The sequence below is a fragment of the Pseudomonas sp. NFACC14 genome (assembly GCF_900106885.1).
Lineage (GTDB): Bacteria > Pseudomonadota > Gammaproteobacteria > Pseudomonadales > Pseudomonadaceae > Aquipseudomonas > Aquipseudomonas fluorescens_AA.
The window spans coordinates 483,762-510,386 of the sequence record NZ_FNOA01000001.1 but is presented as its reverse complement, the minus strand read 5'-3'; the positions used below and the strand labels follow the sequence as shown (position 1 = coordinate 510,386).

27 protein-coding genes and 4 pseudogenes are annotated in these 26,625 nt (G+C 57.2%); 19 read left to right on the top strand and 12 right to left on the bottom strand.

The genetic code is table 11. The features are described 5' to 3' along the window. Nucleotides 1-17: 17 nt before the first annotated feature. The 4 genes and pseudogenes from BLU85_RS31270 to BLU85_RS02465 all read left to right on the top strand — a co-directional run. Nucleotides 18-266 (top strand): annotated as a pseudogene (locus tag BLU85_RS31270) (site-specific integrase); the annotation flags it as partial. After that, nucleotides 251-504, top strand: a pseudogene (locus BLU85_RS02475) (DNA adenine methylase); the annotation flags it as partial. The pseudogenes BLU85_RS31270 and BLU85_RS02475, both read left to right, overlap by 16 nt. A gap of 409 nt (nucleotides 505-913) precedes the next feature. Beyond that, complete coding sequence (locus tag BLU85_RS02470; protein ID WP_092197311.1) at nucleotides 914-1,366, top strand: MarR family winged helix-turn-helix transcriptional regulator; 453 nt, start codon at nucleotides 914-916, stop codon at nucleotides 1,364-1,366. Then, nucleotides 1,363-2,178 carry an NAD-dependent epimerase/dehydratase family protein gene (locus tag BLU85_RS02465; protein ID WP_092197308.1) on the top strand — a complete coding sequence of 272 codons (816 nt, stop codon included), beginning with the start codon at nucleotides 1,363-1,365 and terminating at the stop codon, nucleotides 2,176-2,178. The genes BLU85_RS02470 and BLU85_RS02465 overlap by 4 nt, the downstream gene beginning before the upstream one ends. A 408-nt stretch (nucleotides 2,179-2,586) precedes the next feature. Here BLU85_RS02465 and BLU85_RS02460 read toward each other — a convergent pair whose 3' ends face one another. The 4 genes and pseudogenes from BLU85_RS02460 to BLU85_RS02445 all read right to left on the bottom strand — a co-directional run. After that, a complete protein-coding gene (locus BLU85_RS02460) occupies nucleotides 2,587-3,426 on the bottom strand; it encodes a hypothetical protein (RefSeq protein ID WP_256572819.1) in 840 nt (279 codons plus the stop codon). A 257-nt stretch (nucleotides 3,427-3,683) separates the two neighbouring features. After that, nucleotides 3,684-4,046 carry a hypothetical protein gene (locus BLU85_RS02455; protein WP_092197305.1) on the bottom strand — a complete coding sequence of 121 codons (363 nt, stop codon included), beginning with the start codon at nucleotides 4,044-4,046 and terminating at the stop codon, nucleotides 3,684-3,686. A 260-nt stretch (nucleotides 4,047-4,306) separates the two neighbouring features. Next, nucleotides 4,307-5,029, bottom strand: a complete 723-nt coding sequence (locus BLU85_RS02450) for a metallophosphoesterase (protein ID WP_092197302.1) — start codon at nucleotides 5,027-5,029, stop codon at nucleotides 4,307-4,309. 114 nt (nucleotides 5,030-5,143) lie between these two features. Then, nucleotides 5,144-5,230 (bottom strand): annotated as a pseudogene (locus BLU85_RS02445) (cell filamentation protein Fic); the annotation flags it as partial. 836 nt (nucleotides 5,231-6,066) lie between these two features. On the opposite strand from BLU85_RS02445, the gene BLU85_RS02440 reads away from it, so the two are divergent. The 3 genes from BLU85_RS02440 (at nucleotide 6,067) to BLU85_RS30175 (ending at nucleotide 7,720) form a co-directional block, all read left to right on the top strand. Further along, nucleotides 6,067-6,837: a hypothetical protein gene (locus tag BLU85_RS02440; protein ID WP_139207865.1), complete on the top strand. Its 771-nt coding sequence runs from the start codon at nucleotides 6,067-6,069 to the stop codon at nucleotides 6,835-6,837. Then, nucleotides 6,834-7,313: a polymorphic toxin type 44 domain-containing protein gene (locus BLU85_RS02435; RefSeq protein WP_256572818.1), complete on the top strand. Its 480-nt coding sequence runs from the start codon at nucleotides 6,834-6,836 to the stop codon at nucleotides 7,311-7,313. The genes BLU85_RS02440 and BLU85_RS02435 overlap by 4 nt, the downstream gene beginning before the upstream one ends. A 98-nt stretch (nucleotides 7,314-7,411) precedes the next feature. Further along, on the top strand, nucleotides 7,412-7,720 hold the full coding sequence (locus BLU85_RS30175) for a hypothetical protein (RefSeq protein ID WP_139207863.1): 309 nt from the start codon (nucleotides 7,412-7,414) through the stop codon (nucleotides 7,718-7,720). 32 nt (nucleotides 7,721-7,752) lie between these two features. On the opposite strand, the gene BLU85_RS02430 is transcribed toward BLU85_RS30175, so the two are convergent. Both BLU85_RS02430 and BLU85_RS02425 read right to left on the bottom strand, forming a co-directional pair. Further along, entirely contained in the window at nucleotides 7,753-8,367 is a 615-nt protein-coding gene (locus BLU85_RS02430; RefSeq protein WP_092197296.1) for a putative adenosine monophosphate-protein transferase Fic, read from the bottom strand. Further along, a complete protein-coding gene (locus BLU85_RS02425; RefSeq protein ID WP_003199786.1) occupies nucleotides 8,367-8,537 on the bottom strand; it encodes a YhfG family protein in 171 nt (56 codons plus the stop codon). Before BLU85_RS02425 ends, BLU85_RS02430 begins: the two co-directional genes overlap by 1 nt. A gap of 164 nt (nucleotides 8,538-8,701) precedes the next feature. Here BLU85_RS02425 and BLU85_RS02420 point away from each other — a divergent pair, with 164 nt between their 5' ends. Next, nucleotides 8,702-9,922 carry a putative DNA modification/repair radical SAM protein gene (locus BLU85_RS02420; protein WP_092197294.1) on the top strand — a complete coding sequence of 407 codons (1,221 nt, stop codon included), beginning with the start codon at nucleotides 8,702-8,704 and terminating at the stop codon, nucleotides 9,920-9,922. Then, nucleotides 9,913-10,791 (top strand): TIGR03915 family putative DNA repair protein, encoded by an 879-nt coding sequence (locus BLU85_RS02415; RefSeq protein WP_092197291.1) that lies wholly within the window; start codon nucleotides 9,913-9,915, stop codon nucleotides 10,789-10,791. Before BLU85_RS02420 ends, BLU85_RS02415 begins: the two co-directional genes overlap by 10 nt. 15 nt (nucleotides 10,792-10,806) lie before the next feature. Here the strand turns inward: BLU85_RS02415 and BLU85_RS02410 are convergent, their stop codons facing one another. Continuing rightward, a complete protein-coding gene (locus BLU85_RS02410; RefSeq protein WP_092197288.1) occupies nucleotides 10,807-11,169 on the bottom strand; it encodes a DUF6364 family protein in 363 nt (120 codons plus the stop codon). Nucleotides 11,170-11,173: 4 nt separating this feature from the next. Further along, nucleotides 11,174-11,452 (bottom strand): annotated as a pseudogene (locus BLU85_RS02405) (BrnT family toxin). A 678-nt stretch (nucleotides 11,453-12,130) separates the two neighbouring features. On the opposite strand from BLU85_RS02405, the gene BLU85_RS02400 reads away from it, so the two are divergent. From BLU85_RS02400 to BLU85_RS02390, 3 genes are all read left to right on the top strand, one after another. Next, a complete protein-coding gene (locus BLU85_RS02400) occupies nucleotides 12,131-12,406 on the top strand; it encodes a hypothetical protein (protein WP_092197285.1) in 276 nt (91 codons plus the stop codon). 289 nt (nucleotides 12,407-12,695) lie between these two features. Further along, entirely contained in the window at nucleotides 12,696-12,983 is a 288-nt protein-coding gene (locus BLU85_RS02395; RefSeq protein ID WP_092197282.1) for a metal-sensing transcriptional repressor, read from the top strand. A 7-nt stretch (nucleotides 12,984-12,990) separates the two neighbouring features. Next, on the top strand, nucleotides 12,991-13,827 hold the full coding sequence (locus BLU85_RS02390; RefSeq protein ID WP_092197279.1) for a nickel/cobalt efflux protein RcnA: 837 nt from the start codon (nucleotides 12,991-12,993) through the stop codon (nucleotides 13,825-13,827). Between the two features lie 10 nt (nucleotides 13,828-13,837). Here the strand turns inward: BLU85_RS02390 and BLU85_RS02385 are convergent, their stop codons facing one another. Next, nucleotides 13,838-14,785: a LysR substrate-binding domain-containing protein gene (locus BLU85_RS02385; protein WP_092197276.1), complete on the bottom strand. Its 948-nt coding sequence runs from the start codon at nucleotides 14,783-14,785 to the stop codon at nucleotides 13,838-13,840. 184 nt (nucleotides 14,786-14,969) lie between these two features. Here BLU85_RS02385 and BLU85_RS02380 point away from each other — a divergent pair, with 184 nt between their 5' ends. Together BLU85_RS02380 and BLU85_RS02375 are read left to right on the top strand one after the other, a co-directional pair. After that, the gene (locus BLU85_RS02380) at nucleotides 14,970-16,265 is read left to right on the top strand and encodes a dicarboxylate/amino acid:cation symporter (protein WP_092197273.1); all 1,296 of its coding nucleotides are present in this window, start codon (nucleotides 14,970-14,972) and stop codon (nucleotides 16,263-16,265) included. A gap of 10 nt (nucleotides 16,266-16,275) precedes the next feature. Then, nucleotides 16,276-17,790 (top strand): cysteate racemase, encoded by a 1,515-nt coding sequence (locus tag BLU85_RS02375; RefSeq protein ID WP_092197779.1) that lies wholly within the window; start codon nucleotides 16,276-16,278, stop codon nucleotides 17,788-17,790. A 143-nt stretch (nucleotides 17,791-17,933) separates the two neighbouring features. Here BLU85_RS02375 and BLU85_RS02370 read toward each other — a convergent pair whose 3' ends face one another. Then, nucleotides 17,934-18,851, bottom strand: coding sequence for an AraC family transcriptional regulator (locus BLU85_RS02370; RefSeq protein WP_092197270.1), 918 nt, complete (start codon nucleotides 18,849-18,851; stop codon nucleotides 17,934-17,936). Nucleotides 18,852-19,080: 229 nt separating this feature from the next. On the opposite strand from BLU85_RS02370, the gene BLU85_RS02365 reads away from it, so the two are divergent. Together BLU85_RS02365 and BLU85_RS31065 are read left to right on the top strand one after the other, a co-directional pair. Beyond that, nucleotides 19,081-20,298: an MFS transporter gene (locus tag BLU85_RS02365; protein ID WP_092197267.1), complete on the top strand. Its 1,218-nt coding sequence runs from the start codon at nucleotides 19,081-19,083 to the stop codon at nucleotides 20,296-20,298. Nucleotides 20,299-20,443: 145 nt separating this feature from the next. Next, nucleotides 20,444-20,680 carry a hypothetical protein gene (locus tag BLU85_RS31065; protein ID WP_175459444.1) on the top strand — a complete coding sequence of 79 codons (237 nt, stop codon included), beginning with the start codon at nucleotides 20,444-20,446 and terminating at the stop codon, nucleotides 20,678-20,680. A gap of 45 nt (nucleotides 20,681-20,725) precedes the next feature. Here the strand turns inward: BLU85_RS31065 and BLU85_RS02355 are convergent, their stop codons facing one another. Beyond that, a complete protein-coding gene (locus BLU85_RS02355; protein WP_092197264.1) occupies nucleotides 20,726-21,214 on the bottom strand; it encodes a hypothetical protein in 489 nt (162 codons plus the stop codon). A 118-nt stretch (nucleotides 21,215-21,332) separates the two neighbouring features. Next, complete coding sequence (chrA, locus tag BLU85_RS02350; RefSeq protein WP_092197261.1) at nucleotides 21,333-22,691, bottom strand: chromate efflux transporter; 1,359 nt, start codon at nucleotides 22,689-22,691, stop codon at nucleotides 21,333-21,335. A gap of 418 nt (nucleotides 22,692-23,109) precedes the next feature. On the opposite strand from chrA, the gene BLU85_RS02345 reads away from it, so the two are divergent. The 3 genes from BLU85_RS02345 (at nucleotide 23,110) to BLU85_RS02335 (ending at nucleotide 26,506) form a co-directional block, all read left to right on the top strand. After that, nucleotides 23,110-24,681: a sensor domain-containing diguanylate cyclase gene (locus BLU85_RS02345; protein WP_092197777.1), complete on the top strand. Its 1,572-nt coding sequence runs from the start codon at nucleotides 23,110-23,112 to the stop codon at nucleotides 24,679-24,681. A 103-nt stretch (nucleotides 24,682-24,784) separates the two neighbouring features. Further along, nucleotides 24,785-25,579, top strand: coding sequence for an exodeoxyribonuclease III (gene xth / locus BLU85_RS02340; RefSeq protein WP_072405365.1), 795 nt, complete (start codon nucleotides 24,785-24,787; stop codon nucleotides 25,577-25,579). A 102-nt stretch (nucleotides 25,580-25,681) separates the two neighbouring features. Continuing rightward, complete coding sequence (locus tag BLU85_RS02335; RefSeq protein ID WP_092197258.1) at nucleotides 25,682-26,506, top strand: arylamine N-acetyltransferase family protein; 825 nt, start codon at nucleotides 25,682-25,684, stop codon at nucleotides 26,504-26,506. Nucleotides 26,507-26,625 lie beyond the last annotated feature (119 nt).

Sequence of the window (26,625 nt, the reverse complement as noted above, 5' to 3'; positions counted from 1 at the left end):
CGGCCTACACGGCGCAGATACGGATCAATCGGGACGGGAAGACAGTTTATCAGGAAAGCCAAACCTTCGACCGCAAGCAGGTGGCTCTGGCATGGATCAAGCGTCGGGAGACGGAGCGATCCGCGCCAGGTGCTATCGAACGTGCGAACCGGAAGGGTGTGACGATCAAGAAGATGATCGATCAGTACCTGGACGAGTACGAGAAGATCCGACCGCTGGGGAAGACTAAGCGAGCAACCCTGACGGCGATCAAGGAGACGTGGCTGAAGTCCTGAACGACACAACGGCGACTGGGTGATGCTCTATCGCGTCGTGCAGAACCACCTGGAAGAATTTGTGCGCCAGTTCAAAAGGGCGCTCAGTTCCCGCCAGGTATTCGAGTGGCAGAAAATGACCCGTCCTGAAACCCTCACCGACATCCAGCGCGCCGCCCGGCTCTTCTACCTGCAGCACCATGCCTTCGCCGGCAAGGTCACCGGGCAGACGTTCGGCACCGCGACCACTCAAACTAGGAGTGCGGACTCTCAGCTCCCCCGGTTTGGGCTTGAAATCAGAAAAAGAAACCCGGACACCTGATAAGCGTGGTGTTTGTGGGTGGTGGGTATGGCTGTTAATGAATTAAATGTTTATCGGCGCGGTCGTCACGGATGTTTGAAGAAAATAAGTGGGCGCGGCGACACAGGCCTCGCTCGTCGAGCTGGCGCCTATTTAGCAGTCCAATGGCCAGTAGCCTATAGGGCACGCCGAAAAACAAGTTTTGATTACGCACAGAAAGGCTACGCATGGCTTTCTACGCCAACGGCGAGTTGCCGCAGTTCGTCAGTTCAATGCCCCGAATGCCGTGAGGAGGGCTTGCAATCCGTTCGGGCCCGAACTATTGTGGTTCGGCACCGAACTATATGGGCAATGTCGAATGGACCATCTCAAACAACACGCCGCCGCAACGTGGATCAAGCGCTACTACGTCGCCAGCCGCGCCATCATGGAAGCAACGCTGCGCCCCTACGATCTAGGGTCGACACAGTGGTACATCCTTTGGCAGTTGGCAAATAACGGGCCGACCGTACAGCGCGAGTTTCTAAAAATATTGCAGGTCGAGAAGCCGTCGCTCAGTGAAATGGTAGGTGCCCTGGTGCGCAAAGGGTTCATTGAGCAGACGCCGACCGAACAGGATCAACGTCAACGGCTGCTCACCATCACGCCCAGCGGGCTCGCGTTGTGGCAACAATTGCCTGATCCCATCGACCTCGTCCTGAAGGTCTCCTTTGACAAAGTAGAAGCAACCGAGCTGGCAACGCTTGTTCGAGTGCTTGAAGGCGCAACGGCAAGACTGACACATCTTCTGACTGAAGGAGGCAAACCATGACAATTCTAGTGACCGGGGGTACGGGCCTGGTAGGAGAGCGCCTCCTCAAGAGGCTTGTGCAAGCAGGCATCGAGTGCCGTGGACTGGTTCGAGCGGGCAAGCAACTTCCCGACGGTGTGGAGCCCATCGAGGGCGACATACTTGACCCCGACTCGTTGACCGAGGCGGTACGAGGCGTATCGGCCATCGTTCATCTTGCCGCGGTTTTTCGCACCCAAGACATTGACCTCATCTGGAAGAGCAACCTTGAAGGCACACGTTGCCTCATCGCGGCGGCCAGAGCCAATGCGCCCGGCGCCCGCTTCATTATGTCGAGCACCACCAACATTTATAACCCCGACAGCCCGCGTCCTGGCCGTGAAGACGATGCTGCCGACCCACAGCACGCTTACCCGGCCAGCAAACTCGCGGCTGAACAGCTGTTACGTGAGAGCGGGCTGAACTGGTCAATCCAGCGGTTTGGGTTTGTCTACGGAGACCAGGACGGGCATCTGGAAATGCTGCCCAAATATGTTGTTCAGGGCAAATGGCACCCGGCTCAGAAAATGAGCTTGATCCATCATCGTGATATTGCCACGGCCATGCTGCTCGGATTGACTGGGGCAATGGACGGCCATGTGGTCAACATCGTCGATGAGGCACCGACGTCCTACTACGAACTCATTGAGTTGTTGGGCGAAACTATGGAGCCGTCAGCGGAGCCAGTCATCAACCCATGGCACTTGCATGTCGATGGGGCGTTGGCCCGTCGCCTTGGCTTTGTGCCGACGTTCGCCACGATCTACCAAGCTCAGCGGGAGGGGGCGCTTTAGAGCATTACTTGCACGAGTTTGAGGCGTGGTGGTCAGGATGAATGGCTGCTGCTAGGTGATTCTGTTGAATAAAGTCGATCTTGGTTTCCACGATAGAAAATTACGCGCTTCAGATTGAAATCTTTACATTAAGCAGGGGATTCCTTGCTCAGATTTCGCGTAACCTCCGAACACCAAGCTGAACTCAGTCTACATAGCGGTGTGGATTCTGGCCCAGCGGCGCACCGATTAAGTAAGGAACCCAGTTGGAGGGCGCTAAATATTGCTACAGGGAAGACTCAAAAAGCGCTTATAAGCAAGCATAACGGGAGGTAAAGCGGTTAAGGCACTTTTGCGAACTCTATCTGGATGTCGGCGAACACGTCCCATGATTGTCATCAAAGCTTCTCACAGAAAACCCCAAGTTGATCAATCGGCCTTAAGTACGTAGGTGGGGCCCCAAGTCGATTGCCCAGACGTTTGCCGCGCCTGCACATTTATAGGACGATATTTCAACTGCTTGAGCACTTGGGCCAATTTCGGAAACCCGTAGTCTGCAGGGTTGTCAGCATGCAGCACTTGGTCGACTTCACCGAGCAGCTTAACCATCTTGACTTGTTCCAACTCGCACCGCATTTGGCTCTGCTGAGTTTGCCTACAACTTCCTGGCTTATAATCGATGCTTGGCGGGTCAGCAAAGAAACCATCTACCAGCACTACTTCGCCTGCTGCCACATCGAATGTTGCGAACTCCTTGGCTAAATGAGCAGAAACGGTCCTGCCTTCTACGTCCCGCTGCTTTATAGTTTCTCGCCAACCTGCGGCAGCAGTCTGTTGTTTCACATCATAAGAGTATTTGGCAGTACTTACACACTCGCCGTTTACCACGCGAACTGCCGTGCAACGTTGTTCCTCAACGGTCTCCGTTCTATAACTGGCGTCCTCCCACTTCTGACCACGATCGTATTCACGGAAACTCTTAGGCTCGAGAGTGACGTAACCTAAGGTCGAAGGGCGAATTCCACGCTCGCCGGGCGTCTCGTAGCCAGGCGTTCTTGGCAAGTCATAGCTCACGCCGGTAATAGAGTAGTGGCCGGGTTCGACTAAATATATTTTGTATAAAGTACGACCGAAAACCACTTGAAAATAAGACCCCTGAGGCGCACCAATATCGGTGGTTTTCGTGTCATAACCCACTTTGAATGCAACAGACGGGTTACGTGTGTTTGTCCACTCGGTGACTGCCGAGCGCAACTTCAAGAACTCCATCGTTGAGTCGTTATTATTGAAGTCTATTTTCAAACTGTCTAGGCTGGCGCTGGGTATTACCAGAATCACCTTACCTGCTGACTGCGCGGTGGCGAAGAGTTGATCTTCGATTTTACGGCGCTCGGCAGTTTCTGAGGGTAGGCTCGAGTCTTGAGTCGCGCCACCTCGCTGAATAGGTTGGATTGGGACGCACCCAGTCAACAAGGAAATTCCCACTGCTATAGCAGGAATTAACAGACGAGATGTTGAAGTCATACTCAGCAGCGACCAGCGGCTTTGGTCAAAGCATTACACTGTGCGGATGTCGTCTTTATATCCTCACCTTTAGCACCATCAACCGGACCTGAGCACAGAGTGTCAGAATCGATCGCACCATAAACTGAGGTGTAGTAGCAATTATAGACACCTTTACTGCTTTGTACCCTGAATTTAACCGAATCAAGTGATGTACTACGATCCAGGATCTTCAACCCATCCGGTGAAGTATTTAGGGCTACACCTGCTTTTTGCTGCAAGTCGCTATCATTTGCCATTGAGGATGCGATACTACCGCACCCTGCTAGGAGAGAGACTAAAGAACCAGTGAGTGCTATCTGAATGAGCTTATTGTTAATCATCATTGTAGGTCTCGTTATAAACTAATAAATACGACTATATCAGCGCCCACTACAATAAGCGCTGTTTCAGCACTGCCTCAAAATTAACTTTTAAACAAGGTTGCCGCGGCCAGGAGCTAGCGCTAGCGAAATCTAGTCAGCGATGAAGCTACCGTCAATAGCTTATATGTACTATAGCTTCTAAGGGGCTGGGCATGGTGGGTCGGATGCAAATTGCGAAAGGGGCACGGTTTATCAGGTCCAGGGTGGCATGAATGAGAACCTCATCCGCTCATGCTGATGCTCACGACAGTTTCGAATGGGATTTCTATCAGGCTTAACGCGCCATCAGCAAATCCACAGCCCGTATCGATATAGACGACATTGCCCAGCCTTATGACCCCGGATACGGTTGAGTGCCCTACATAGAGCTGGCTTATTCCGTTGATGGAAGAGTGGTCTTGCCGCTCGATTTTTTTCCTGGCATACAGCGCTGCTTTCAGGGCTTGTCGTTGATTTGACTTTCCAGATTTTCCGCTAATAGCGTCCTTCGCTTCCTGCCAGCCATCGTTACTTTTAATGATTGGTGCTTCGGCATGTACTACTCCAACTGTTTGATCGCTTGATAGATCGATTTCAATGATCAGCGGAAGTGCTTGCAAGGCTTGCAGGAGTTCATGTTGAAGAGTCGGTTGTAACTCGTAGAGCCAGGCCCCACCATTTCGGATATGCCTAGGTATATTTCCGTGGCCGGAGACGCAATCAATGAGCATCTGCTCATGATTGCCGCGCACGGCATGGAACCACGGTTTCCCAAGCCAATTCAGTACATCCAAGGAGTCAGGGCCTCGGTCGATGAGGTCGCCCACAGAAAAGATGCGGTCTGCTTCGGTATTGAAATTTACTTTGCCCAAGGCTTTTTTCAGAAGCTTGAAATGTCCGTGAATGTCGCCCACTACAAAGTCACGACCTTTTTCGTTGGGTGGGAAGGATTTTGTCGTGAGCATTTTTAGTGCTTTAGCAGATGTTAGTTGCTGACAACTGTAGCACTTTTACGGAATGCAGCGTAAGGCGCTGAGCAAGCCGCAATTTGGCGAAAATCCATGCATCTTTCTCTATCCCCACCAGCTGATTTCAAACCCGACGTTCATGATCAGGTGCACGAAGAGGCTGCGTTGCGCACGGCCATTGCCTTCGCGGAAGGGGGGAGCCGTTGTCGCTTGGCCACTCTTGCGAACCATTGCCAGTTTTTGCTCTGGGCTCCAGCGGCGCCGCCGCTTCTGACCCAAAAGCTCCCCGCTGTTATCGTTGCTGTTAGTCATAAACATAACTGTTGACTATCCTTATATAAGGGGAAACGGTGTTCTGTCTTCCCTGAGGCTCGTTCAAATGGCGTCCGAACCGGGTCTTCGCAGTGGCTATAGATCGCTAGATTTTACCGCCCTCTTGATAAATTTTATGCTTATTAAGTAATAATAAATGCCGGAGCTATAGATTTCCTGATGAAAATCGGCAGGAAATTGGTGCGTAGGAAAATTCCCTAAATTATGTACGAGGTCGACTACATAGCTGCCAAATCTGTAGGCGATGTATCGGTTACAGAGCGGGGCGGCGACGTTGGATAATGGGTGCATCTCATTGTTTATGCGTAAACGCATAAAAATTCATTGCATGGTTAAATATTTTTTTATACAGTGATTTTGCTATCGGAAGAGAGCGCAATAAGAACTTCTGTATGGATTGGCGTACAAAAACGTCGATTTATATATGCGATAATACAAATGGAGCAACTTATGACAGGACCGTTAGAGCTACCGCCGTTAGTTATCACCCCCGATGGCCCCCTACCTAATCCCCCGAGTCCTATCCTAGGATATATTGCAAAGCCAGTACCTTGGAACGGGCAAGTGGTAGAGATTGTAGAAGTTGAGAATTTTTTAAGCGGCGGGACGTTAAAAGTGAACGTCTGATAATAACTGTTATTTTTACGATTTTCCAACTAAATAGAAGTATCGATAATTCATATAGTTCTTATTTTGGTAGGTTGAGTTCTGAGCTTGATTCGGAAATTAATGCTGCTGTCGGTTTCGCTAATGGTTCTTCTTTGGATAGGTTTAAAGCTGAAAAAAATGTTGTTGATGAAATGTTGTCAAAGGACTCGTCAGAGCTCACTCAAAGTTTGATGGTGGCAAATAGTTTTTTCGGTAGCAGTCCGTTTGATCGAGACATGAAGAATAGGGCAGTTGATTTCGTAAATATCATGGGTAGGCGCAATGGTAGGCTACCGCTGGAAACTTATAAGGCGTGGCTCCGATCTATTACTACGGCGTATAGAGGGAGGGTGCTCGCGGAGCGAATAAAAATTTTAACTGACAAGTCACGAGCTTTAATTTCTGCCGTTTCGGCTGCGGAAGAAAAAGAGAACTTGAAGGTGTGGGCCGGGGTAGCTGCTTGGGCAGCTAAATACAATACAAGGAAAAATCCGATTGTCCATAAGTACAATTTGGATAAAGCCAATGTGGAGGTGAACGTACAGTCCAGGCTTGATGCGGTTGCCGCAAAAATGCCTGATCCCATAGTGACTCCTGTTGACTGGGTCAATAAGGGAGTTAAGGTGGTAAATCAGGTATTAAATGATGAACGGAGAGAGCTATCTGCACTGAACTTGGTATTGGGAAAGTACCCTGGTGTGGATTTCAAGAAACAAGATCTTAAAGCGTTTCTTGAGCGTACACGGATAATCATCTGGATCCTGATGTTTCGTTCGAGCAGGAGTTTGCAGCTATTCAAGCGGCCTATCGAAGCGACGTGTTGAATGATGAGATCATTAGTCTCGAAGGACGACTGTTAAAATTAATTGCGGCTCAAGAAAAACAATCAGAAGAGCGAGCCGCTTCAGGTAACCCTCCGTTATCGCCGCCCGGTGTTAAGTTGGACGGGAACTTGGAAGAGGCAAGGAAATGGAGAGCGGCGGCTGAAGTAATTGCAGGTGGGGAGGCTTACGTTCTCGGAGTGTTTTACACTAAGGTTCGAAACAAAGGTGAGTGGGATTATAAGCGGCGTGGTAGAGAGTTCGAGGAATTTGGTAATTTTAATTACGGTGCTACTGGCACTGCGGCGGGTATTCCGGAGCAGGTATTATTAAGAGCTGCTGGTGCTGCTCAATCCGTAGCAGGGACATCGAAGGCGGAGTTTGGGAAGTGGTGGGCAGAGTCACCCTACGGTGATGATAGGATGGACCAAATCTGGATAAAGGCAGGTATAAGATATGCTAAAACCAAAGGCTTATAAGTTGGCTTTTTTAATCCTGTTGCTGGTTTGTATTGTTCAGGCAGCGTATATTTTCTTTAGCGGTCCATTTTTTGCCGACACCGTCAAGAATAATTTCCGTGACGCCAGTCGATACCGCCGGTGCGGTCTACGAAGTACTTTATGACTCGGGTGGGGCAACAGTCCCGTTTGTCTATCGATATTTTCTCATCGAGAAAACCGATGACTCTGTTGCAGCGCTTGATAAAATAAAGTCAAGTAGCCCATTTCTTGTGACGCAAAGTTCTGGTGCCGTTCGTGCGACTTTGCCTGGTAGGGTTAAACTCAGAACATTGGATGTTGTGTATGAGTATAGAAATATTGCTTATTATGAAGCTAATGGGGAATGGAAGCGCGTTAAGTTGGATCTGACTTCAGATATTCCATGAGGGGGAAGCCGAGTTGGCGGTTCGGGTTGATACTAGGGGGTTGGGAGTTCAGGTTGAATTGTCTTTCCTATGCACTTCTCAAAAACCTGCTCCATAGGCTCCATAACGCAGTTATAAGCCGCGATATTGGCGTTGATCCACTCGTCCTTCTCAATCCCCCACCAACTGATTTCAAACCCGGCGTTCATGATCAGGTGTTCAAACAGAATGCGCTGGGCACGGCCATTGCCTTCGCGGAAGGGGTGTACGACGTTGATGTCGGAATAGGTTTCTGCAACGGCGACAATCAGGTCTGCCCTGTCCAGCCCTTCGAACCAGTTGGCCGCCGCCATGTTCATGAAGATCTTGTTGGCTTCCGCCTCCATGTACTGGGGTTGGCAAAAGCGGGTCGCTTGTTTGGACATGCCAACGGTGCGCAACTCGCCGGCCCATTCGAACAGGTCTGAAAAGAGGATTCGATGAATGTTTTGAAGGTAGGCCAGGCTGTAGGGAGGAGGGCTGAATTCGACGTTGTCCGCTGCGATGGCCGAGAGCTGTTGTTCGGCTTCGCTTAGGGTCGGTTCGTCACGGATCTCGAGTTTGTTGCGAAGGACCGTGGAGCCGGGATAGCAATAAGCGTCCTCGCCGACTCCATATTTGTCAGCCATCAGGTTCTGGTCTGGGTGAAGGCCTTCAAGACCTCTTCGCGCGTTGGCATTTTGCGTTCGCCGTCCGCGAAGGTCGTTTTGAAGCCTTCCAGGCGCAGGCTGGCCGCGTAGTTGGATCTACGCGTTCTGGCGGCATAGGCCTTTTTGGTTTCAAGGCTGACATTGCCCATGGGCTGGACCTCAATCGCGTTGGTTGGCCGATTATAGCCCATCCCACTGGCATGGCCTACGTCACGGCCAGGCGACTCATGGCAGGTGTTGAATGGACCAATGGCGCTTGCATTGCAGTGCATGTCAAAATACTGTGCTTATATCCAGTATCTGAGTTCTCTTCATGCAGCTTATCGCCAAGCTCGGCATTCTCGCCGATGCTGCCAAGTACGACGCCTCCTGCGCCAGCAGCGGTGCCCCCAAGCGCAGCTCCCGTGGTCGTGATGGGCTGGGGGCCACCGATGGCATGGGCATTTGCCATAGTTATACGCCGGATGGGCGCTGCGTTTCGTTGCTGAAGGTGTTGCTGACCAATTTTTGCCTGTACGACTGCCAGTATTGCGTCAACCGTCGTTCCAGCAACGTGCCGAGGGCGCGCTTCACGCCGGAGGAGGTGGTTCGGTTGACCCTGGATTTTTATCGTCGCAACTGCATCAGTGGGTTGTTTTTGAGTTCCGGCATCATTCGCTCGGCCGATTACACCATGGAGCAGTTGATACGAGTGGCGCGGTTGCTGCGGGAAGAGCATCAGTTTCGTGGTTATATCCATCTCAAGACCATTCCCGATGCCGATCCGCTGTTGATCGAGGAAGCGGGACGGTTGGCTGATCGCTTGAGCGTGAATATCGAGCTGTCCTCCGATATCAGCCTCAAGCGCCTGGCACCGGAAAAGCAGTTGTCGACCATCCGCCAAGCCATGGGCACCATCCACCAGGGGCAACAGGCGGTGGCCGGTGAGCCACGGGCGCCTCGCTTCGCCCCGGCCGGACAGAGCACGCAGGTGATTGTGGGGGCCGATGCCACCGATGATCACGCCATCCTGAGCAACGCCGAGTCGCTCTACCAGGGGTACGGTTTGCGACGGGTTTACTATTCAGCGTTCAGCCCGATTCCCGACAGCCCCGCCAGCGTGCCCCTGGCGGCACCGCCGTTGCTGCGTGAGCACCGGCTTTATCAGGCGGACTTTCTCATGCGCGGTTATGGCTACAAGGCAGGCGAGCTTTTGAGCGAAACCCACAACCTGGACTTGGACATCGATCCCAAGCTGGCGTGGGCGCTGGCCAATCGCGAGGTGTTCCCGCTGGATGTCAACCGCGCCGAACCCGCATTGCTGGCGCGTATTCCGGGGATTGGCCTGCGTAGTGTGCAACGCCTGGTTGCGCTGCGCCGGGAGCGGCGTGTGCGTTATGACGACCTGGTGCAGTTGCGGTGCGTGCTGGAGAAGGCGCGACCGTTCATTGTCACCAGCGATTACCGGCCTGCTGACGCCCAGGTGCGCAGCGGCCTGCTGCGGGCGCGGTTGCGTGACCCCCAGCGGCCGATGCAGATGGGGCTTTGGTCGTGATTGCCCTGGATTGCGAGAACGATTTCGCTACGTGGCGGGACCAGGCTCGAACGCTGCTCGGCCATGGTATCGACCCGAGCGATGTCACATGGGCCCAAGGCCCGATGGCCGATCTTTTGGCCATGCCGGCGTCGCTGCCCCAAGGACCGGGCCCGTTCCGTACGCGAGTTCCCGCGGCCTTGCTGACCCAGCTCGAACAGGCTGGCCGCTACCAGGGCGAACAGCGCTGGAACCTGCTGTACGAAGTGCTTTGGCGGGTTGCCCACGGCGACCGCACGGCCATGCTCGCGGGCGATCGCCTGGGCAGTGAGCTGCAGCGGCGGATCAAGCAGGTCCAGCGCGAGGCTCATCATCTGCATGCCTTCGTCCGCTTCGTTCCCTTGCCGCAAGCATTGGCCGAGCAACTGCAGCTGGATCTGGTCGCCTACCACCAACCGGCCCATGACATCCTCGAAAGCGCCAGTGGTCATTTTGCCGAGCGACTGGGACAACAGCGCTGGCTGATCGCAACGCCTCGCGACGGTATCCGTTTCGATGGGCAGTCGTTGGATTACCAGCGACGGTGCCCCGAGCAGTGGCAGCATTGGGCGCGGCACGCGGAAGATCCCGGGGCTGAGCTGTGGCGGACCTATTACAGGCACATCTTCAACCCGGCGCGGCTCAATCCCCAGGCGTTGCGTCAGCACATGCCAGGGCGATTCTGGCAGCACTTGCCGGAAGGCGAGTTGATTCCGCGCCTGGTGGGTTTGGCGCGGCGGGGGAAGCAGCGGGATGGGCAGGCGTTGGAGGTGGGGGAGAAAATGGGCAAGCGGATTATTGTGGGTGTGGGTGAAGGCACTGGGTTAAGACAGTGCCTTGCTCCTGAGTAAATCGATCCTCTCAGTTCATACCAATGCTTTGGCTTTACCGGGCCTGGATGCGTCCACCATCTTGTGCAGCTCCTCAGTCATGGCGGCCAGGCGCTTTTCCAGATCCTTCACGTCGGACCGGGTAATACCGTTTGCATAGGGTTTAACTGTTCGGGTTCGCTTTTGGGCTGCCGGTGACAGATTGTGGGCAGTTTCAGATATCAAAGCCTGACGCAGTAGATTGTTGATGAGTGTCTGATATCCAGTACCAGCACTTTCGGCGCGTTCGCGAGCGGCCTCGATCACGTCCTCATCAAGCATGATGGTTATGCGGGTTTTGCCTTTGCTGCTTGCAACCGCCCCACGCTTGGCTGTGCTGAAATCGTATTCTTCTTTCATGGGGTCAACCTCCCAGGTACTGACGTAGTTCTTTTTTGGAGGCTAGTCGTGCGCTGATAAGACGAACGAAATCTGGCTCACGGTAGGTGTATGCAACGACGAGTACACGACCGCAGGCGTCTTGCCCCATGATAATTCACCGCTTTTCATCATGATCATTATCCTCACGCTCAAGAGCCATTTCGTCATAAAACACAGCTTCGGCATCGGCCAGACTCACCTTGTGTTTCTTCTTGTTAGCGACGTTTTTTGCTGGATCATACTGAGTTCTGAATGTTGTCATTATGCATATTCTATATGTATAAAAAAGACCCTGTGTCAGCCCTTTCGTTTGACTTGCAGCCAGGACGGGTGCGCTCAACCATACGATGAAACCTCAGCCCTTGCTTATGGCGTTGAGCGCTCATTCGTATCGAAATCATTCTTTGCATCCCACCGCCTGAACTGCTGAGTCCAGCTCCGGACACCTCAATCGGAAATTTCCCTCAAGCTGCGTCGCTCCCCGCTGACTATCCACCCAATTACCCCGTGCGCTAAGTTTTCTCCGTCGCTGCAAATTCAGCGAGAGGGTGTGGAAGCCCTTGTGAAAACCTAGCGCGTTGCACCGCTAAATTAAAAAGCAGACGCTTTTCCTAGGTCTGCTGTTAAATTACGGCGGCTGTACGCGGGGCGCCTTCGGGTGCGCCGGGTCCTAGGTTCTCGGTCTTCCACACCCGCGTACAGCTGCCACCCACCAGGTGGAAGTGGTGAAGGCAGTTCCTTTACATAACCTAGGTACAAGCCAATGAAAAAGCTCACCCCCAACCCTCCGAAAACCACAGCCAATCCAAGGTGGCTTTCGTCTAGCGTCACCCAAGAATATCTCCTGCCAAGTATCCGAATCTCGATCCCGGATTCGCTCCCTTTGCCAGCGGCATCTCAATCCGCCACCGACCTCCCATTCCCGCAGGAGTAACCCCTCATGTCCCGCTACATGCCCATCACCGGTATCGAAAACAATTTCCACGCGCTCCTGATCGACACTGAAGCGCCGTTGGACGTGTTGCACGATACCGCTGCTTACCGCATCGCCGCTGTCACCCAGTTGCTGGAAAACCTCGCCATGCGTTCCGACATCAGTACGGACGCGGTGGTACTCCATGATTTTGCCCAAGTGCTGGCGATCCCCCTGCGCGACGGGTGTGATTTGCTGGATGTGATCGGGCGGCGATTGCAGGCGCAGGTTCTGGCGCCGTAATGAAAGTGGGCGACCTCACAAGGTCGCCTGCATTGCCTTGCTCTTCATCCTGTGCAGCCTGGAGCCTGTGGGAACGGGCTTGCTCGCGATAGTGGTGGGTCAGTTGATGGCGATGTTTGATGTGCTGCCGTCATCGCGAGCAGGCTCGCTCCCACAGTTTTTTCCAGGTTGTTCACAGATAGTGCGTTCAACAAAAATCCCTGTGTGGGAGCGTTTCGATGAGTTGCTTGTATCCTCCCTGGGGGGATAGGATGGCGACGTAAATTCATCGAAACCCAGGGCCCAAGTCATGAATGCGCATGATCATGAACATCCCCACCAAAGCCACGCAGCGATCATCAAGCGCCTCAAGCGCGCGGATGGCCATTTGCGCAGCATCATCACGATGATCGAAGAGGGGCGTGAGTGCGTGGAGATTGCCCAGCAGTTGCATGCGGTTGAAAAAGCGGTGTGCCAGGCCAAACGAACGTTGATCCAGGATCACATCGATCACTGTCTGGAGGACACCGTTTCGTCGTTGAATAAAGGCGAGCGCGCGCCGCTGGAAGCCTTCAAGCAAATCACCAAGTACCTCTAGGCCCTACATGCCAGATTTTGCTGAATTGCTGCAACAGGGTGGCGCTCAGGCCTGGCTGTATTTTCCCAGCGCTATCTTGCTGGGGGCCTTGCATGGCCTGGAGCCGGGCCATTCGAAAACCATGATGGCGGCGTTTATCGTGGCGATCCGAGGTTCGGTCAAGCAGGCGGTGTTGCTTGGGCTGGCGGCGACGCTGTCCCACACTGTCGTGGTGTGGCTGGTCGCCATCGGCGGCATGTATCTGGGTCAGGGGCTCGATGCCGAAACCACGGAACCTTATTTCCAACTGGCATCTTCTGCGTTGATCATTGCCATCGCGCTGTGGATGCTGTGGCGAACCTGGCGCGGCGAGCAGATGTTCAAGTTCGCACAAGGGCATGACCACCACCATCATCACGATCACGACCATCACCACAAACACGAGCACCCCGAACCCAAAGGCCCGGCGTTGGCACTGGAGGGTTATCAGGACACCCACGAACAGGCGCATGCCAACGACATCCGCAAGCGCTTCACCAACCGGGAGGTCACCACGGGCCAGATCATCCTGTTCGGGCTCACGGGCGGGCTGATTCCTTGTCCTGCGGCCATTACCGTCCTGTTGCTGTGCCTGCAAGTCAAAGCGGTCGCGCTGGGCGGCCTGCTTGTCCTGTGCTTCAGCATCGGCCTGGCGATGACCCTGGTGACCGTGGGGGCTGCGGCGGCCATTGGTGCACGGCAGGCTTCCAATCGCTGGCCTTGGCTGGGCACCGTTGCTCGCCGGGCACCTTACTTGTCCAGTGTATTGATCATCGGCGTCGGTCTCTACGTGGGCATCCACGGCTGGATCGGCTTTAACGCGTAGCCTCCACCGATCAGTTCGCACCTTCTGGCGCAGTGGGTGCGTTACCCGGCCGCTGCAGCGAAGCGCCTTCCAGGGTTTTCCACAACTTGCGCATCGTCGGATTGCGATTGGCAATCGCACAATACGAGCGAATCTCCAATCGCGTGCTCCATTGCTCGCCGCCGGCCCGCACCAACAGCCCACGCTCCAGCTCGTCGGCCACCGCACTCTGCGGCAACCAGGCCACGCCGTAGCCCTCGATGGCCATGCGCATCAGCAGCATCGCCATGTCCGCTTCATAACAGCGCTCCAGCGCGATGGGTTCAGGGCCGTTGTTGATGACGATGTCGGCGACGCGCCCGAGGAATGTCGTTGCCGTATAGGCCAGGTAGGGCACCGGTTTGCCGGCGCGGCCGGGCAGGCGGAACAGCGGTTCGCCCTTGCGGTTGGGCGCGCATAAGGGAATGAACGCGTCGTGGCCGAGCACCAGGCTGCCAAAACGCTCGGCGTCCAGCAGGATGGGCGCAAGCGGGTGATGGTAGACCATCATCAAGTCACAACTGCCTTCCTCCAAGGCAATGACGGCGTCATGAATGTTGGCGGCCACCACCCGGGCGTTGAACTGCTCGTTGTGTTGCTGGAACTGTGAGAGCCACTTGGGCAGGAAGGTCATCGACAGGCTGTGGCCGGCGGTAATCTGGATGGAACGCCCCGGCATTCGTTCCACGTCCCGCAGCGTCGAGCGCAACCGCAGTAATCCGGCGAGGGCCTCTCGGCTTTCATCGCAGAAGGTGACTCCTGCGGGGGTGAGTTGGACAGGGTAGGTGCCCCGGTCCACCAGCTTGACGCCCACCCATTCCTCAAGTGAACGGATACGCCTGGACAAGGCCGATTGCGTCACGCATCGAACCTCGGCCGCGCGGGAGAAATTTTTCCATTCGCCAATCGCCAGAAGATCATCCAGCCATTTGAGTTGCATATCGAGAAACTCCCCCCTGTGAGAGCGCGACTTTACTGGGTAATCCCCCAGCATAGCGCGACCTTTCGCTAACTATTCCAAAAGCGCATGGGGTTAGCCGGATTACTCATCATCCTCCCGGATCCGCTCCTTAGAATCGATCCTGCCAAGTAAAAAACTCCAAGAACTACTTGAGGACAGCACCGTGAAGAAAAATAAGCTCCCACGTCGAATTGCACTGGGCATTGTCCTGGGCGTGCTGGTCGGTTGGGCGTGTCACCATTTCGCAGGGAGCGAGCAAAGTGCCAAAGAGATCGCCAGTTACTTCTCGATGGTCACTGATATTTTCCTGCGCATGATCAAGATGATCATCGCGCCCCTGGTGTTCGCGACGTTGGTGGGCGGTATCGCCAGCATGGGCAATTCTCGTTCAGTCGGCAGGATCGGGGCCCGGGCGATGGCCTGGTTTGTCACCGCCTCGGTCGTCTCGCTGCTGATCGGAATGGGGCTGGTCAACCTGTTTCAACCCGGTGCCGGGCTGAACATGGACGTGGCCCAGCACGCAACGGCGGCCGTGCCGGTCAATACCGGCGACTTCAGTCTCAAGGCGTTCATCGGCCACGTGTTTCCCCGCAGCATTGCCGAAGCGATGGCCAACAACGAGATCCTGCAGATCGTGGTGTTTTCGCTGTTTTTCGGCTTTGCGTTGGCGGGGGTGAAGCGGGCGGGTTACACCCGGATCAGCGATTCCATCGAAGAGTTGGCGAAGGTGATGTTCAAGATCACCGACTACGTGATGGCCTTCGCGCCGATTGGGGTGTTTGCCGCCATCGCCTCGGCAATTACCACCCAGGGGCTTGGCTTGCTGGTGGATTACGGCAAGCTGATCGCCGAGTTCTACCTGGGGATCCTGATCCTCTGGACGTTGCTGTTCGGTGCCGGCTACCTGTTCCTCGGTCGCTCTGTTTTCCACCTCGGCAAGCTCATCCGTGAGCCGATTCTCCTGGCCTTTTCCACCGCCAGCAGTGAGTCCGCCTACCCGAAAACCATCGAGGCGCTGGAGAAGTTTGGCGCGCCAAAACGTGTGTCTAGCTTCGTGTTGCCTCTGGGCTATTCGTTCAACCTTGATGGCTCGATGATGTACCAGGCGTTCGCCATCCTGTTCATCGCCCAGGCCTACAACATTGATCTGAGTTTCACTCAGCAGTTGCTGATTCTTCTGACACTGATGATCACCAGCAAGGGCATGGCCGGTGTCGCCCGGGCTTCGGTGGTCGTGGTCGCGGCCACGTTGCCGATGTTCAATCTTCCCGAGGCGGGGCTGCTGTTGATCATCGGTATCGACCAGTTCCTCGACATGGCCCGTACGGCCACGAATGTGGTGGGTAACAGCATTGCGACGGCGGTTGTCGCCAAGTCCGAACCCCACGAAGACGCCGACGAGGAAGAGGGTGGACATGCTCCGGCTCGGTCGCGATCCGAGCCGGTGCCGGTGGCTTGAGGAGAGACTCATGAAGGCTAAAGCGAAGTCGAGCCACAAGGCTTCTGTGGTGCGCAAATTGGGGATCGTCGGTGGGCTTGGGTCACTGGCCGGGGGCGATCTGTTCTACAAGTTGGTCAAGTCCCGGGCGGTGCTCGAGGATCAGGGGCGCTACCATTTCCTGTTCGAGCAGCACCCCTTCAAGGATGTGCTGCTGCCGCTGGACCAGGGCGCGAACATGACGTCGCGCAAGTTCTATGTGTTCCAGGTGTGCAAGTCGTTCGAGGACAGTGGCTTCGATGCGGTGATGCTTCCATGCTTCGCCAGCCATACGTTTCGCGCTGAAATCGAGGAGGCGCTGGGCATTCCCGTGCTGGACATGATGGCCGCCTTGACCCAGCACGTCAGCCACACGGTGCCGTCCCAGGCGACGTTGGGGGTGATCGCCTCCGACTTTGTGCGCCATTGCGGATTGTTCGAGCGACATTTTGGCAAAGACTTTCAGATCGTTTACCCCGACGCAGACGCTCAAGCAGGGTTGATGGAGGCGATGTACGGCCTTAACGGCATCAAGGACGGTCATCTCGAAGGCGTGCCGCTTGAGGCGGTCTATCGGGCGTGTCTCTCATTGCAGGCCCAGGGTGCGACGGTGATCCTGCCCGGCATGACCGAGCTTTCCCTGGTCTGTGCCGACTTGCAGCGTCGCGGGATCACCGTGCTGGACATCAATGAGATCTACGCCGACTTCGCGACGCTGGACCAGCAGCCCAGGCGCCCACCCTTCAAGCTGGGTATCGTGGGGGGCGTCGGGCCTGCCGCCACGGTGGATTTCATGGCCAAGGTGGTGGCCAATACGCCAGCGGGAAAGGACCAGGACCACATCAAGATGGTGGTCGAGCAAAACCCGCAGATACCGGACCGGACGGCGAACCTGTTGCGGGATGAGACCGATCCGACGATGGCGATGTACGCCACGTGCAAACGTCTCGAAAGCGCCGGTGCCAACGCCATCGCAATTCCCTGCAACACCGCCCATGCCTTCGTCGAGCGGATCCAGGCGCACCTGAGGGTGCCCATCGTGAACATGCTGAGCGAGACGGTGGCGTGGATCGCGGGCGCTTATGGTTCGGACAAGGCGATTGGCCTGCTGGCGACGTCCGGTACGGTGCAGAGCCAGGTCTATCACCAGGCAGCGCGTCATGCCGGGCTCCAGCTCCTTACGCCAGGTGTCGATTACCAGGCGATGGTCATGGACGCCATCTACGGACCGCGGGGTATCAAGGCCGGCTTCACGCAAGGGCTCTGCAGGGAGCAATTGTTGCTGGCGGCTGAGCACCTGTGCGAGTTGGGGGCTGGGGTCTTGATCCTGGGATGTACGGAGTTGCCGCTGGTGCTGGCGCATTGCGAGGCGTTCGATATCAATGGGCACACGGTGGCGCTGGTTGATCCGACGATGATTCTGGCGTTGAGGTGTGTGACGTTGGCGCAGAGGGCTGACAAGCCGATGAGCGTTCTGAAAACGTCGAAGGATGTTGCTGCTATCTGACGGTTGAAATTTGGCCCTTGTGGCGAGGGAGCTTGCTCCCGCTTGAGTGCGAAGCGCTCACAAAAGGGGCTGCTACGCAGCCCAGCGGGAGCAAGCTCCCTCGCCACAATGAGTCAGACCACAATGAGTCAAACCTGAATCTATCAAACCGCCTTGGTGTGGTTGGCCGGCCCGCGCAACGCCGCGATGTCCCGCTTGGGTGGCACGCCAAACAAGCGGGCATATTCGCGGCTGAATTGCGAAGGGCTTTCGTAGCCCACCTTGAAGGCCGCACTCGCCACGTCCACGTGTTCGTTGAGCATCAAGCGTTTGGCTTCGTTCAACCGCAGCCACTTCTGGTATTGCAGCGGGCTCATCGCCGTGAGCTGGCGGAAGTGGTGGTGAAACGTCGGCGCGCTCATTTGCACCCGCGCCGCGAGGTCGTTCACGCGCACGGGCTCGGTGTAGTTCAATTTCAGCCAGTCGATGGCCTTGGCGATCCGGTAGCCCTGGCTATCGACCGAGGCGATCTGCCGCAGTCGGGCGGCCTGGTCGCTGAGCAGCAGCCGGTAGTGTATCTCACGCTGGATCAAAGGTGCCAGTATGGGAATCGCTTCCGGTTCGTCGAGCAACGCCAGCAGGCGTGCGAACGGCGCCAAAAGGTCCGGCGTCGCGGTGCCGGTTCCTGCGCCGATCCCGACCGCTCGATCATGCGGCGGCGACAGGCTGCCTTGGGCGATCAGGTCGGCCACCATGCGCAAGTCGAGCCTCAGGACCAGGCCCAGGCAGGGTTGCTCCGGGCTTGCCTGCAGCACTTCGGAATTGGCCGGGATGTCCAGGGAGGTCATGAGGAACCGCCCGGTGTCGTAGCCATAGGCTTCGCCACCGATCCACACCTGCTTCTCGCCTTGGGCCACCAGCACGATGCTCGGTTCGATCATGCAGATCACCGGCGGCGCCGGGGCTTCACGCCGGAAGAAGGCGAGGCCGGGAATGGGCGTTTCGAAGTCGCCCGGGTGCGGAGTCCGGGCGCCAATGATGGCGGTCAATGTCTCTTGTACGGATCTGCGTTGGACGGCCATGTCGGCTCCGGGTGTCATCTCGGCTCAAGCGCTATAGGCAGAACATTAACGTGCTAAACGAAGCGCTGCCTATACGCGATGGAAGAACTCATAGGATCAGGCAAGCATCCCAGCGTAATGCGTTACCGGACGGCCGGATCGAGCGCTGAAAATACTCCCTCACTCGATCCACCAAAGAATCGCGAGCTCGCTCCCACAGCTCCATCAAGCAACACAGGATTGTCATTCAATGACCGATAACCCATTGTCACAAAACCCGCCCGCCTGGGGCGCGGTATTTGCCATGGCGCTCGCCGCGTTCGTGCTGGTTGCCTCGGAGTTCATGCCCGTCAGCTTGCTGACGCCGGTAGCGGCCGATCTTCATGTCAGTGAAGGGCAGGCTGGTCAAGGCATTGCCGTCTCTGGCGCCTTTGCCCTGATCACCAGCCTGTTCATCGCCTCGATTGCCGCCCGGGTCGACCGCAAATGGCTTCTGCTGGGGCTGACCTTGCTGATGATCGTTTCAGGCTCCGTGGTGGCGTTCGCACCGAATTACCCGGTATTCATGGTCGGTCGCGCGTTGATCGGCGTGGCGATTGGCGGCTTCTGGTCGCTATCGGCGGCCACGGCCATGCGGCTCGTGCCGGACGCTCAGGTTCCGCGGGCACTGGCCGTCGTCAATGGCGGCAATGCCTTGGCGACCGTGGTCGCTGCGCCGCTGGGCAGCTTCCTGGGGGCGATCATTGGTTGGCGTGGCGCGTTTTTCTGCATCGTGTCGGTCGCCGCCATCGCCCTGGTCTGGCTGCTGTTGCGCCTGCCCTCCATGCCTTCGAAGGCGAAGCAGGGCAGTACCAACGTCTTCAAGTTGATGACCCGGGCACCCGTCGCGCTGGGCATGCTGGCGGTCAGCACGTTTTTCATGGGGCAGTTCATGTTGTTCACCTACCTGCGACCGTTCCTTGAAACGGTGACGCAAGTGAGTGTTTCAATGCTGTCCTTCATGTTGTTGGTGATCGGTGTGGCGGGGCTGCTGGGCACTTTCCTGATCGGGATCTGCTTGAAAAACAACCTCTATCGGACGCTTATCGTCATCCCCCTGTTGATGGCCGCGATTGCCATTGCCCTGGTGGGGTTCGGCGGCTCGGTCACGATCACGACCCTCCTGCTCGGCCTTTGGGGGCTGGTGGCCACGGCAGCGCCCGTAGGCTGGTGGACCTGGCTCTCGCGAACGCTACCGGAAGATGCCGAAGCCGGTGGCGGCTTGATGGTGGCGATCGTCCAGCTCGCCATCGCAGCGGGCGCGACAGTGGGTGGCCTGCTGTTTGATCTGAGTGGCTATCGCGCGACCTTCGAAACCAGTGCGGCTGTGTTGGCTGTGGCCGCTGTGCTGACGGTGCTGGCTGCTCGGTCGGCGGCGCGGGAATCTTCATCGACTGGGGGGGCGGCGTCCTATGGTGCGGCGGGTTGAGGCGAATCATGCACGCCAGGAAAGGCAACCGTTGGGCGCCTGGAGTTGGGTGGCATATTGATGGCTTGCTATGCTCTGAGTTTGTTATCCATCACGTTGGTTCATTGTGACGACCGAGCGAATTTCCCAATTAGAGCAAGCCCTTATGGCCGTGATCGCCGCAGCCGGGAAAATGGGCATCAGCAGCGATGAATTGTGCGCACAGGCGGTGGGCGGGCTGATATCCGATCCGTACTGGAGCTGGGCGGATGTTCGATATGCGCAAGGCGCAGCTGACGAAATCGACAATGCCTTGAATAGACTTGTGGGCAGGCCGGCGCAAGAATTGACGCTGCCGGTCCCCGGAAGCGATCCAGCACTCGAATCAGCGCCGCAGATCTAGCGTGTTATCCCATGAAAATGGGCGATCAAGGGGCGCCCATTTGCGTTATAGGCCAAGGCCTTCTTCTACCAGCGAGAGCAAGGCGTCCTCGTCCAGAATGGCAGGTTCAGGGCGCTGTTGCCCTGTCGGGCGCAGGGCCTGGATATGCCAAAGCGATTCACCATGCTCACCGAGTGTGCGCACGATGCAGTGTTCCTGCCCCTTCATATGGACTTCAATGCAGCCCTCTCCCTTGGGCGAGAAGCGCGCAATCGGGTCGAATAGAATGCGGCGATGATTGCCTTCGATCATCAGTTGGTCGATGGCGTAGTTGTACGTCGAACCGCTGGAATGACTTTCAAAGACGTGGGTGGGATTGCGCCGGATGTCCAGGCCCGCCTCGCACACGGGAGCCAGCCAGGTTTCGATCTGGCGATACAGCTCGTAGACCTGGGCGGGCCAGTGCTCGATCGCCAGGTCGGCGCAGTTGTCGGTATCCGCACGGGTCTGTTGGGTTTTCCTCAGTTTGGCTGCTAGCTCGTCTGCCTTGCTCATGTCGATTCCTTGTCGTGATGATAGGTTGAGCTTAGCTGATGGGCAGGGGGGGCCATTTGCGCTGGGTCATGGGGTGGTGTGTGGCCGGTAGGCGGAATGCCCCGATGAGTGCAGGACACTAGCGCAGCAAATACACCGTCAACCCAGCCAACCCGCACGCCAGCAACACCTGGATTACCCCGCGCTTGTAGCGAAACAGCGCAACGCCCGCCAGGAGGGCGATGATTGCCGAGGGCCAGTCCAGGGCACCTGCAAAACCGTTGGGCCAGAGCACGTGATAACCGAAGAAGCAGGCCAGGTTGAGGATTACCCCGACCACCGCCGCGGTAATCGCCGTCAGCGGTGCGGTGAATTTCAAGGCGTTGTGGGTCGATTCCACCAGCGGGCCGCCGGCCAGGATGAACAGGAACGAGGGCAGGAACGTGAACCAGGTCACCAGCGTAGCCGCGACGGCACCGGCAAGGAAGACCTGTTCGGGGCCGAACACCTGCATCACGTAACCTCCGACGAAACCGACGAAGGCCACGACCATGATCAGGGGCCCGGGCGTGGTTTCGCCCAGGGCCAGGCCGTCGATCATTTGTGTCGGCGTCAGCCAGCCGAAGTGCCCGACGGCGCCCTGGTACACGTAGGGCAAGACCGCATAGGCACCGCCGAAGGTCAGCAGCGCGGCCTTGGTGAAGAACCAGGCCATTTGCGTCAATGTGCCGTCCCAGCCGAACACGGCGGTCAGCAGGCCCATGGGCACGATCCACAACAGGGCACCGACGACCGCCAGGCGGGCCAACCTGGCGGCGCTGAACCGGGCGTGGTCCGGGGTCGGCGTGTCGTCGTCGATCAAAGCGGGGCCGAAGGATTTGTGTTGGGTATCGTGACCCCCCAGGCTGAATTTTTCCGGGGCCCAGCGGCCGCCGAAATAACCGACGACAGCCGCACCCAGCACGATCAGCGGGAAGGGCAGGTCGAAGGCAAATATTGCGCTGAACGATGCCGCCGCGATCGCCCACAGCCAACTGTTCTTGAGCGCGCGGGAGCCGATCCGGTGGGCGGCATGCACCACGATGGCCGTCACGGCCGGTTTGATGCCGTAGAAAATACCCGCCACCACCGGCACTTCGCCAAAGGCGATGTACAGCCACGACAACGCGATGAGAATGAACAGCGAAGGCAGCACGAACAACGCGCCGGCGATCACTCCACCCCAGCTTCGGTGCATCAACCAGCCCAGGTACGTCGCCAATTGTTGGGCCTCAGGCCCCGGCAGCAACATGCAGTAATTGAGGGCGTGCAGGAAGCGCCGCTCGGAAATCCAGCGCCGCCGCTCCACCAACTCCTGGTGCATGATCGCGATCTGCCCCGCTGGGCCGCCGAAACTGATGAAACCCAGTTTGAGCCAGAACCAGAACGCCTCGCGCAGACTGACGGCGCCGGGTCGGGTCAGGGCCTGTTCATCATCGATTCGGGTCGGTTGGCTCATGGTCGACGGGGCACCTGGAAGTCAAAGGCGACCATACGTTATGGGGCGTTACGCAATTTAGATAGTCCCCAGGAAGGTTTGTTTGCAAAGAGATCGGTAGCGAGGGGAGCTTGCCCCGTGTAGGAGCTGTCGAGTGCAACGAGGCTGCGATCTTGTCCCACACAATTGAGTCGAAAGTGAACCATCAAAATCAAGATCAAAAGATCGCAGCCTTCGGCAGCTCCTACGACAGGCGGAGATTTATTCGTTCTGAAACGGACATTCTTACTGGCCTAGGTACGGGGTTTTGGATCCACTCCAGCCACCCATCGGCTCCGCTGCACGGGCAAATTGCCGCCTCACAGGCGGTAGGCTAAGCTCACGAATATTGGGGGTTATGCGCGAATTCGCACATGCTTTGCCCTCTTCGGGAATTCGCTTGCCAATCTCCATCTACGATCCTTTTCATATCCCTGCCGGTGCCCTGAAACGCCTGCCGCTGCTCAAGGCTGCGGTTATGTTTATCGCGGCAGTGTGCCTGTGCCTGTGCGGTTTGCTTTACCTGCAGTTGGAGCAATCGCGCAGCCACGACCTGGCGTCGGCCCGCATCGCCTCGGCCACCCTTACCCGGGCCATGGCCCAGCAGGCCCAGGACACCTTCATCCAGGCCGATCTGGTCCTGGCCAGTCTGGCGGATTGGATCCAGGTCGACGGTTTTGGTCCTGCGGTCCAGCCACGCTTGCAGCAAACTCTTGCGCGCCGCGTGCAATCGCTTGAACAGATGCATGGCCTGTTCCTGTTCGACAAGCGCGGTCATTGGGTCATTACCTCCTTTGAAGACCTGCACAGGGGGGCAGGGGTGGCGGATCGAGAGTATTTCGTTTTCCACCAGCAGAACGCCTCCCTGGTCCCCCATATCGGCCCGGCGATACGCAGTCGGCAAAACGGTGAGTGGATCATCCCGGTTTCCCGGCGCTTGAATGATCGAGACGGCAACTTCCAAGGCGTGTTGATGGCCGGCATCAAAATGTCCTACTTCGACCGGTTCTTCAAAAGCTTCAGCTTGGATGAGCAAGGCGAGATGGCCCTGGCTTTGTCCGACGGGACGCTGTTGGCCCGGCGCCCCTTCGATGAGGCGCGGATCGGTCGCCCATTGGCCGAGGAACATATCTACAACCATGACCTCTCGGCAGGGATGTCTGGCGATGCGATCATCCGTTCGGATGTCGACGGTGTCGTCAGGCTGTACGGGCATCAACATTTACAGGCTTATCCCTTGGTGGTCGTCGCCGCGGTGTCCGAAGAATCGATCCTGGCGGGCTGGCATGACCGGGCGTTCCAATCCAGCCTCATCGTAGGCCTGGTGGTCCTGGGCATTTGCTTGTTCGGCTGGGTCTTCGTGCGTCAGGTACGCAACAGCGAAAAGATCGAAGCGGACTTGCGCAAGGCGCAGGAGGCGTTGGAACTGATTGCCACCCATGACAGCCTCACCGGGCTGGCGAACCGGCGTCTGTTCGAACGGGCCCTGGACATCGAGTTCGGTCGGGGCGCTCGTCAGCGCAGTCCCTTGAGCCTGATCATGCTCGACATCGATTTTTTCAAACGCTACAACGACGCCTATGGGCATGTGGCAGGGGATCACTGCCTGGCGGAAGTGGCCAAGGTGCTCAAGAGTTGCTGCCATCGCAAGGCCGATCTGGCAGTACGGTATGGCGGCGAAGAATTTGCGGTACTGCTGCCCGACACCAACCTTTCGGGGGCCATGGCGTTGGCCGAGCAGATCCGCCGCAGCGTCATCGACAAGCACATCACCCATTCCGGCTCCCCGACCGGCTTCCTCACGGTGAGCCTGGGCTGCTATGCCTTTGTGCCCAGCAGCCTGGACAGCATCGAAGTCTTCATCCAGCGCGCCGATGCGGCGCTTTACCAGGCCAAGCACAGTGGCCGCAACCGGGTGGCGGTGTTATCGACAGAAAGCGGGCTGGATACGCTGGCGCGCTCGGATCGTTGAGAGCGATTGGAACATCGGCCATGGGGCTGACGAAGACCCGTTGCAACCACCGCGCCGGGTTGACGGTCACAGCCAGTAACGTGACGTTTCGAGTGCTGGGCCTATGAAAAACCTGCGGATCGCGACCTTCAATATCAATGGCATCCGGGCACGGCTGCCCAACCTGCTGGAATGGCTGGAGCGGGAAAAACCCGACATTGTCTGTTTGCAGGAACTCAAGGCCGTGGACAAGGATTTCCCGGCGGCGGAGCTGGAATCGGTGGGGTACGGGGCAATCTGGCACGGGCAGGCGTCCTGGAACGGTGTCGCGATCCTGGCCCGTGACGCGCAGCCGTTGGAGAGCCGCCGTGGCTTGCCCGGCGGGGATGACGACAGCCACAGTCGCTATCTGGAGGCGGCGGTGCACGGAGTGCTGGTGGGGTGCCTCTACCTGCCCAACGGCAATCCGCAACCGGGTCCCAAGTTCGACTACAAGTTGGCCTGGTTCGAACGGCTGATCGAATACGCCCAGGGGCTGCAGGCCAGTGACCATCCCGTTGTGCTCGCCGGTGACTACAATGTGGTGCCCACCGACATGGACATCTACAACCCGCGTTCCTGGCTCAAGGATGCGCTGTTGCAGCCCGAAAGCCGCGAGTGTTACCAGCGGTTGCTGGACCAGGGCTGGACCGATTCGCTGCGCCATCTGTATCCGGACGAGCGCCTCTACACCTTCTGGGATTATTTCCGCCAGCACTGGCAAAAGAACTCCGGGCTGCGCATCGATCACCTGCTGCTCAACCCGGTCGCCAGCGCCTACCTGAGCGAGGGCGGCGTGGACGCCTGGGTCCGGAACCAGCCCCACCCCAGCGACCATGCGCCCACCTGGATCCGGCTGGCTTCGCGTAAACGGCGCTGACGGGGCCGATTGTTGTCTCTGTGAGAGGAATGCCTTATACCTGCGCCCATGAGCCGTGCGCTCGTTGTGAGCGCTGGCCGACCCCGGGAAAAGGACACCCTCATGAGTCATCCCCCACTGAGCGATACGACCCGTTATTTGCGGCGCCTGGGTTTCGACGCACCACCGGCGCCGACGCTCGACACCTTGCGCCAGCTGCAATGGCGCCATACTGCTGAATTTCCTTTTGAAACCCTGTCGACGTTGCTGCGTCAGCCCGTGCCCATCGACCTTGAATCGGTCGAGCGCAAGGTTTTTGAAGACGGGCGTGGTGGCTATTGCTATGAACTCAACCAGTTATTCCTGGCGCTGTTGCAGGCATTGGGTTTCGATGCCCGTGGCATCACTGGGCGCGTGGTGATGAATGCGCCGGAGGACGCCTGGCCTGCCCGGACCCATCGGCTGAGCCTGGTGACGATCGACGGCGTGCGCTATATCACTGACGTCGGTTTTGGCGGCATGGTGCCCACCGCGCCGCTGCTGCTGGACAGCCGTGAGACCCAGGTCACGCCCCATGAGCCGTACCGCATCGAGACCCCTGCGGACGGTTACCTGTTGCGCGCCAACGTTGCCGGCGAATGGCGGCCGATGTACCTGTTCGACCTGCAACGCCAGGAAGACATCGACTACACCGTCGGCAATTGGTACGTCTGCAGCCATCCGGAGTCGCCGTTCATGGGCCGGTTGATGGTGGCCCGCACCGGTGAGGGATTGCGCAAGACCCTGAACGGCAACAGCTACGCCGTGCACCGCATAGGGCAGGAGAGCGAGCGGCGGGTGATCATCGATGCCGATGAGTTGATCGATCTGCTCGAACAGGAGTTCAACCTGCGCGTGCCGCCACGGGAGCTGTTGCGGCCCGCGCTTGTGGGGTTGCTTCAAGGATAAAAAGGCGGTTGGCCGCAGGCCTGTTCCAGATGTGCATGCAGTAAGTTGTATACAACTCTATGGACATTTGTCCTGAGTTTTGAATACAGTGTGCCCATAACAAAAAACAGGGAATCCCC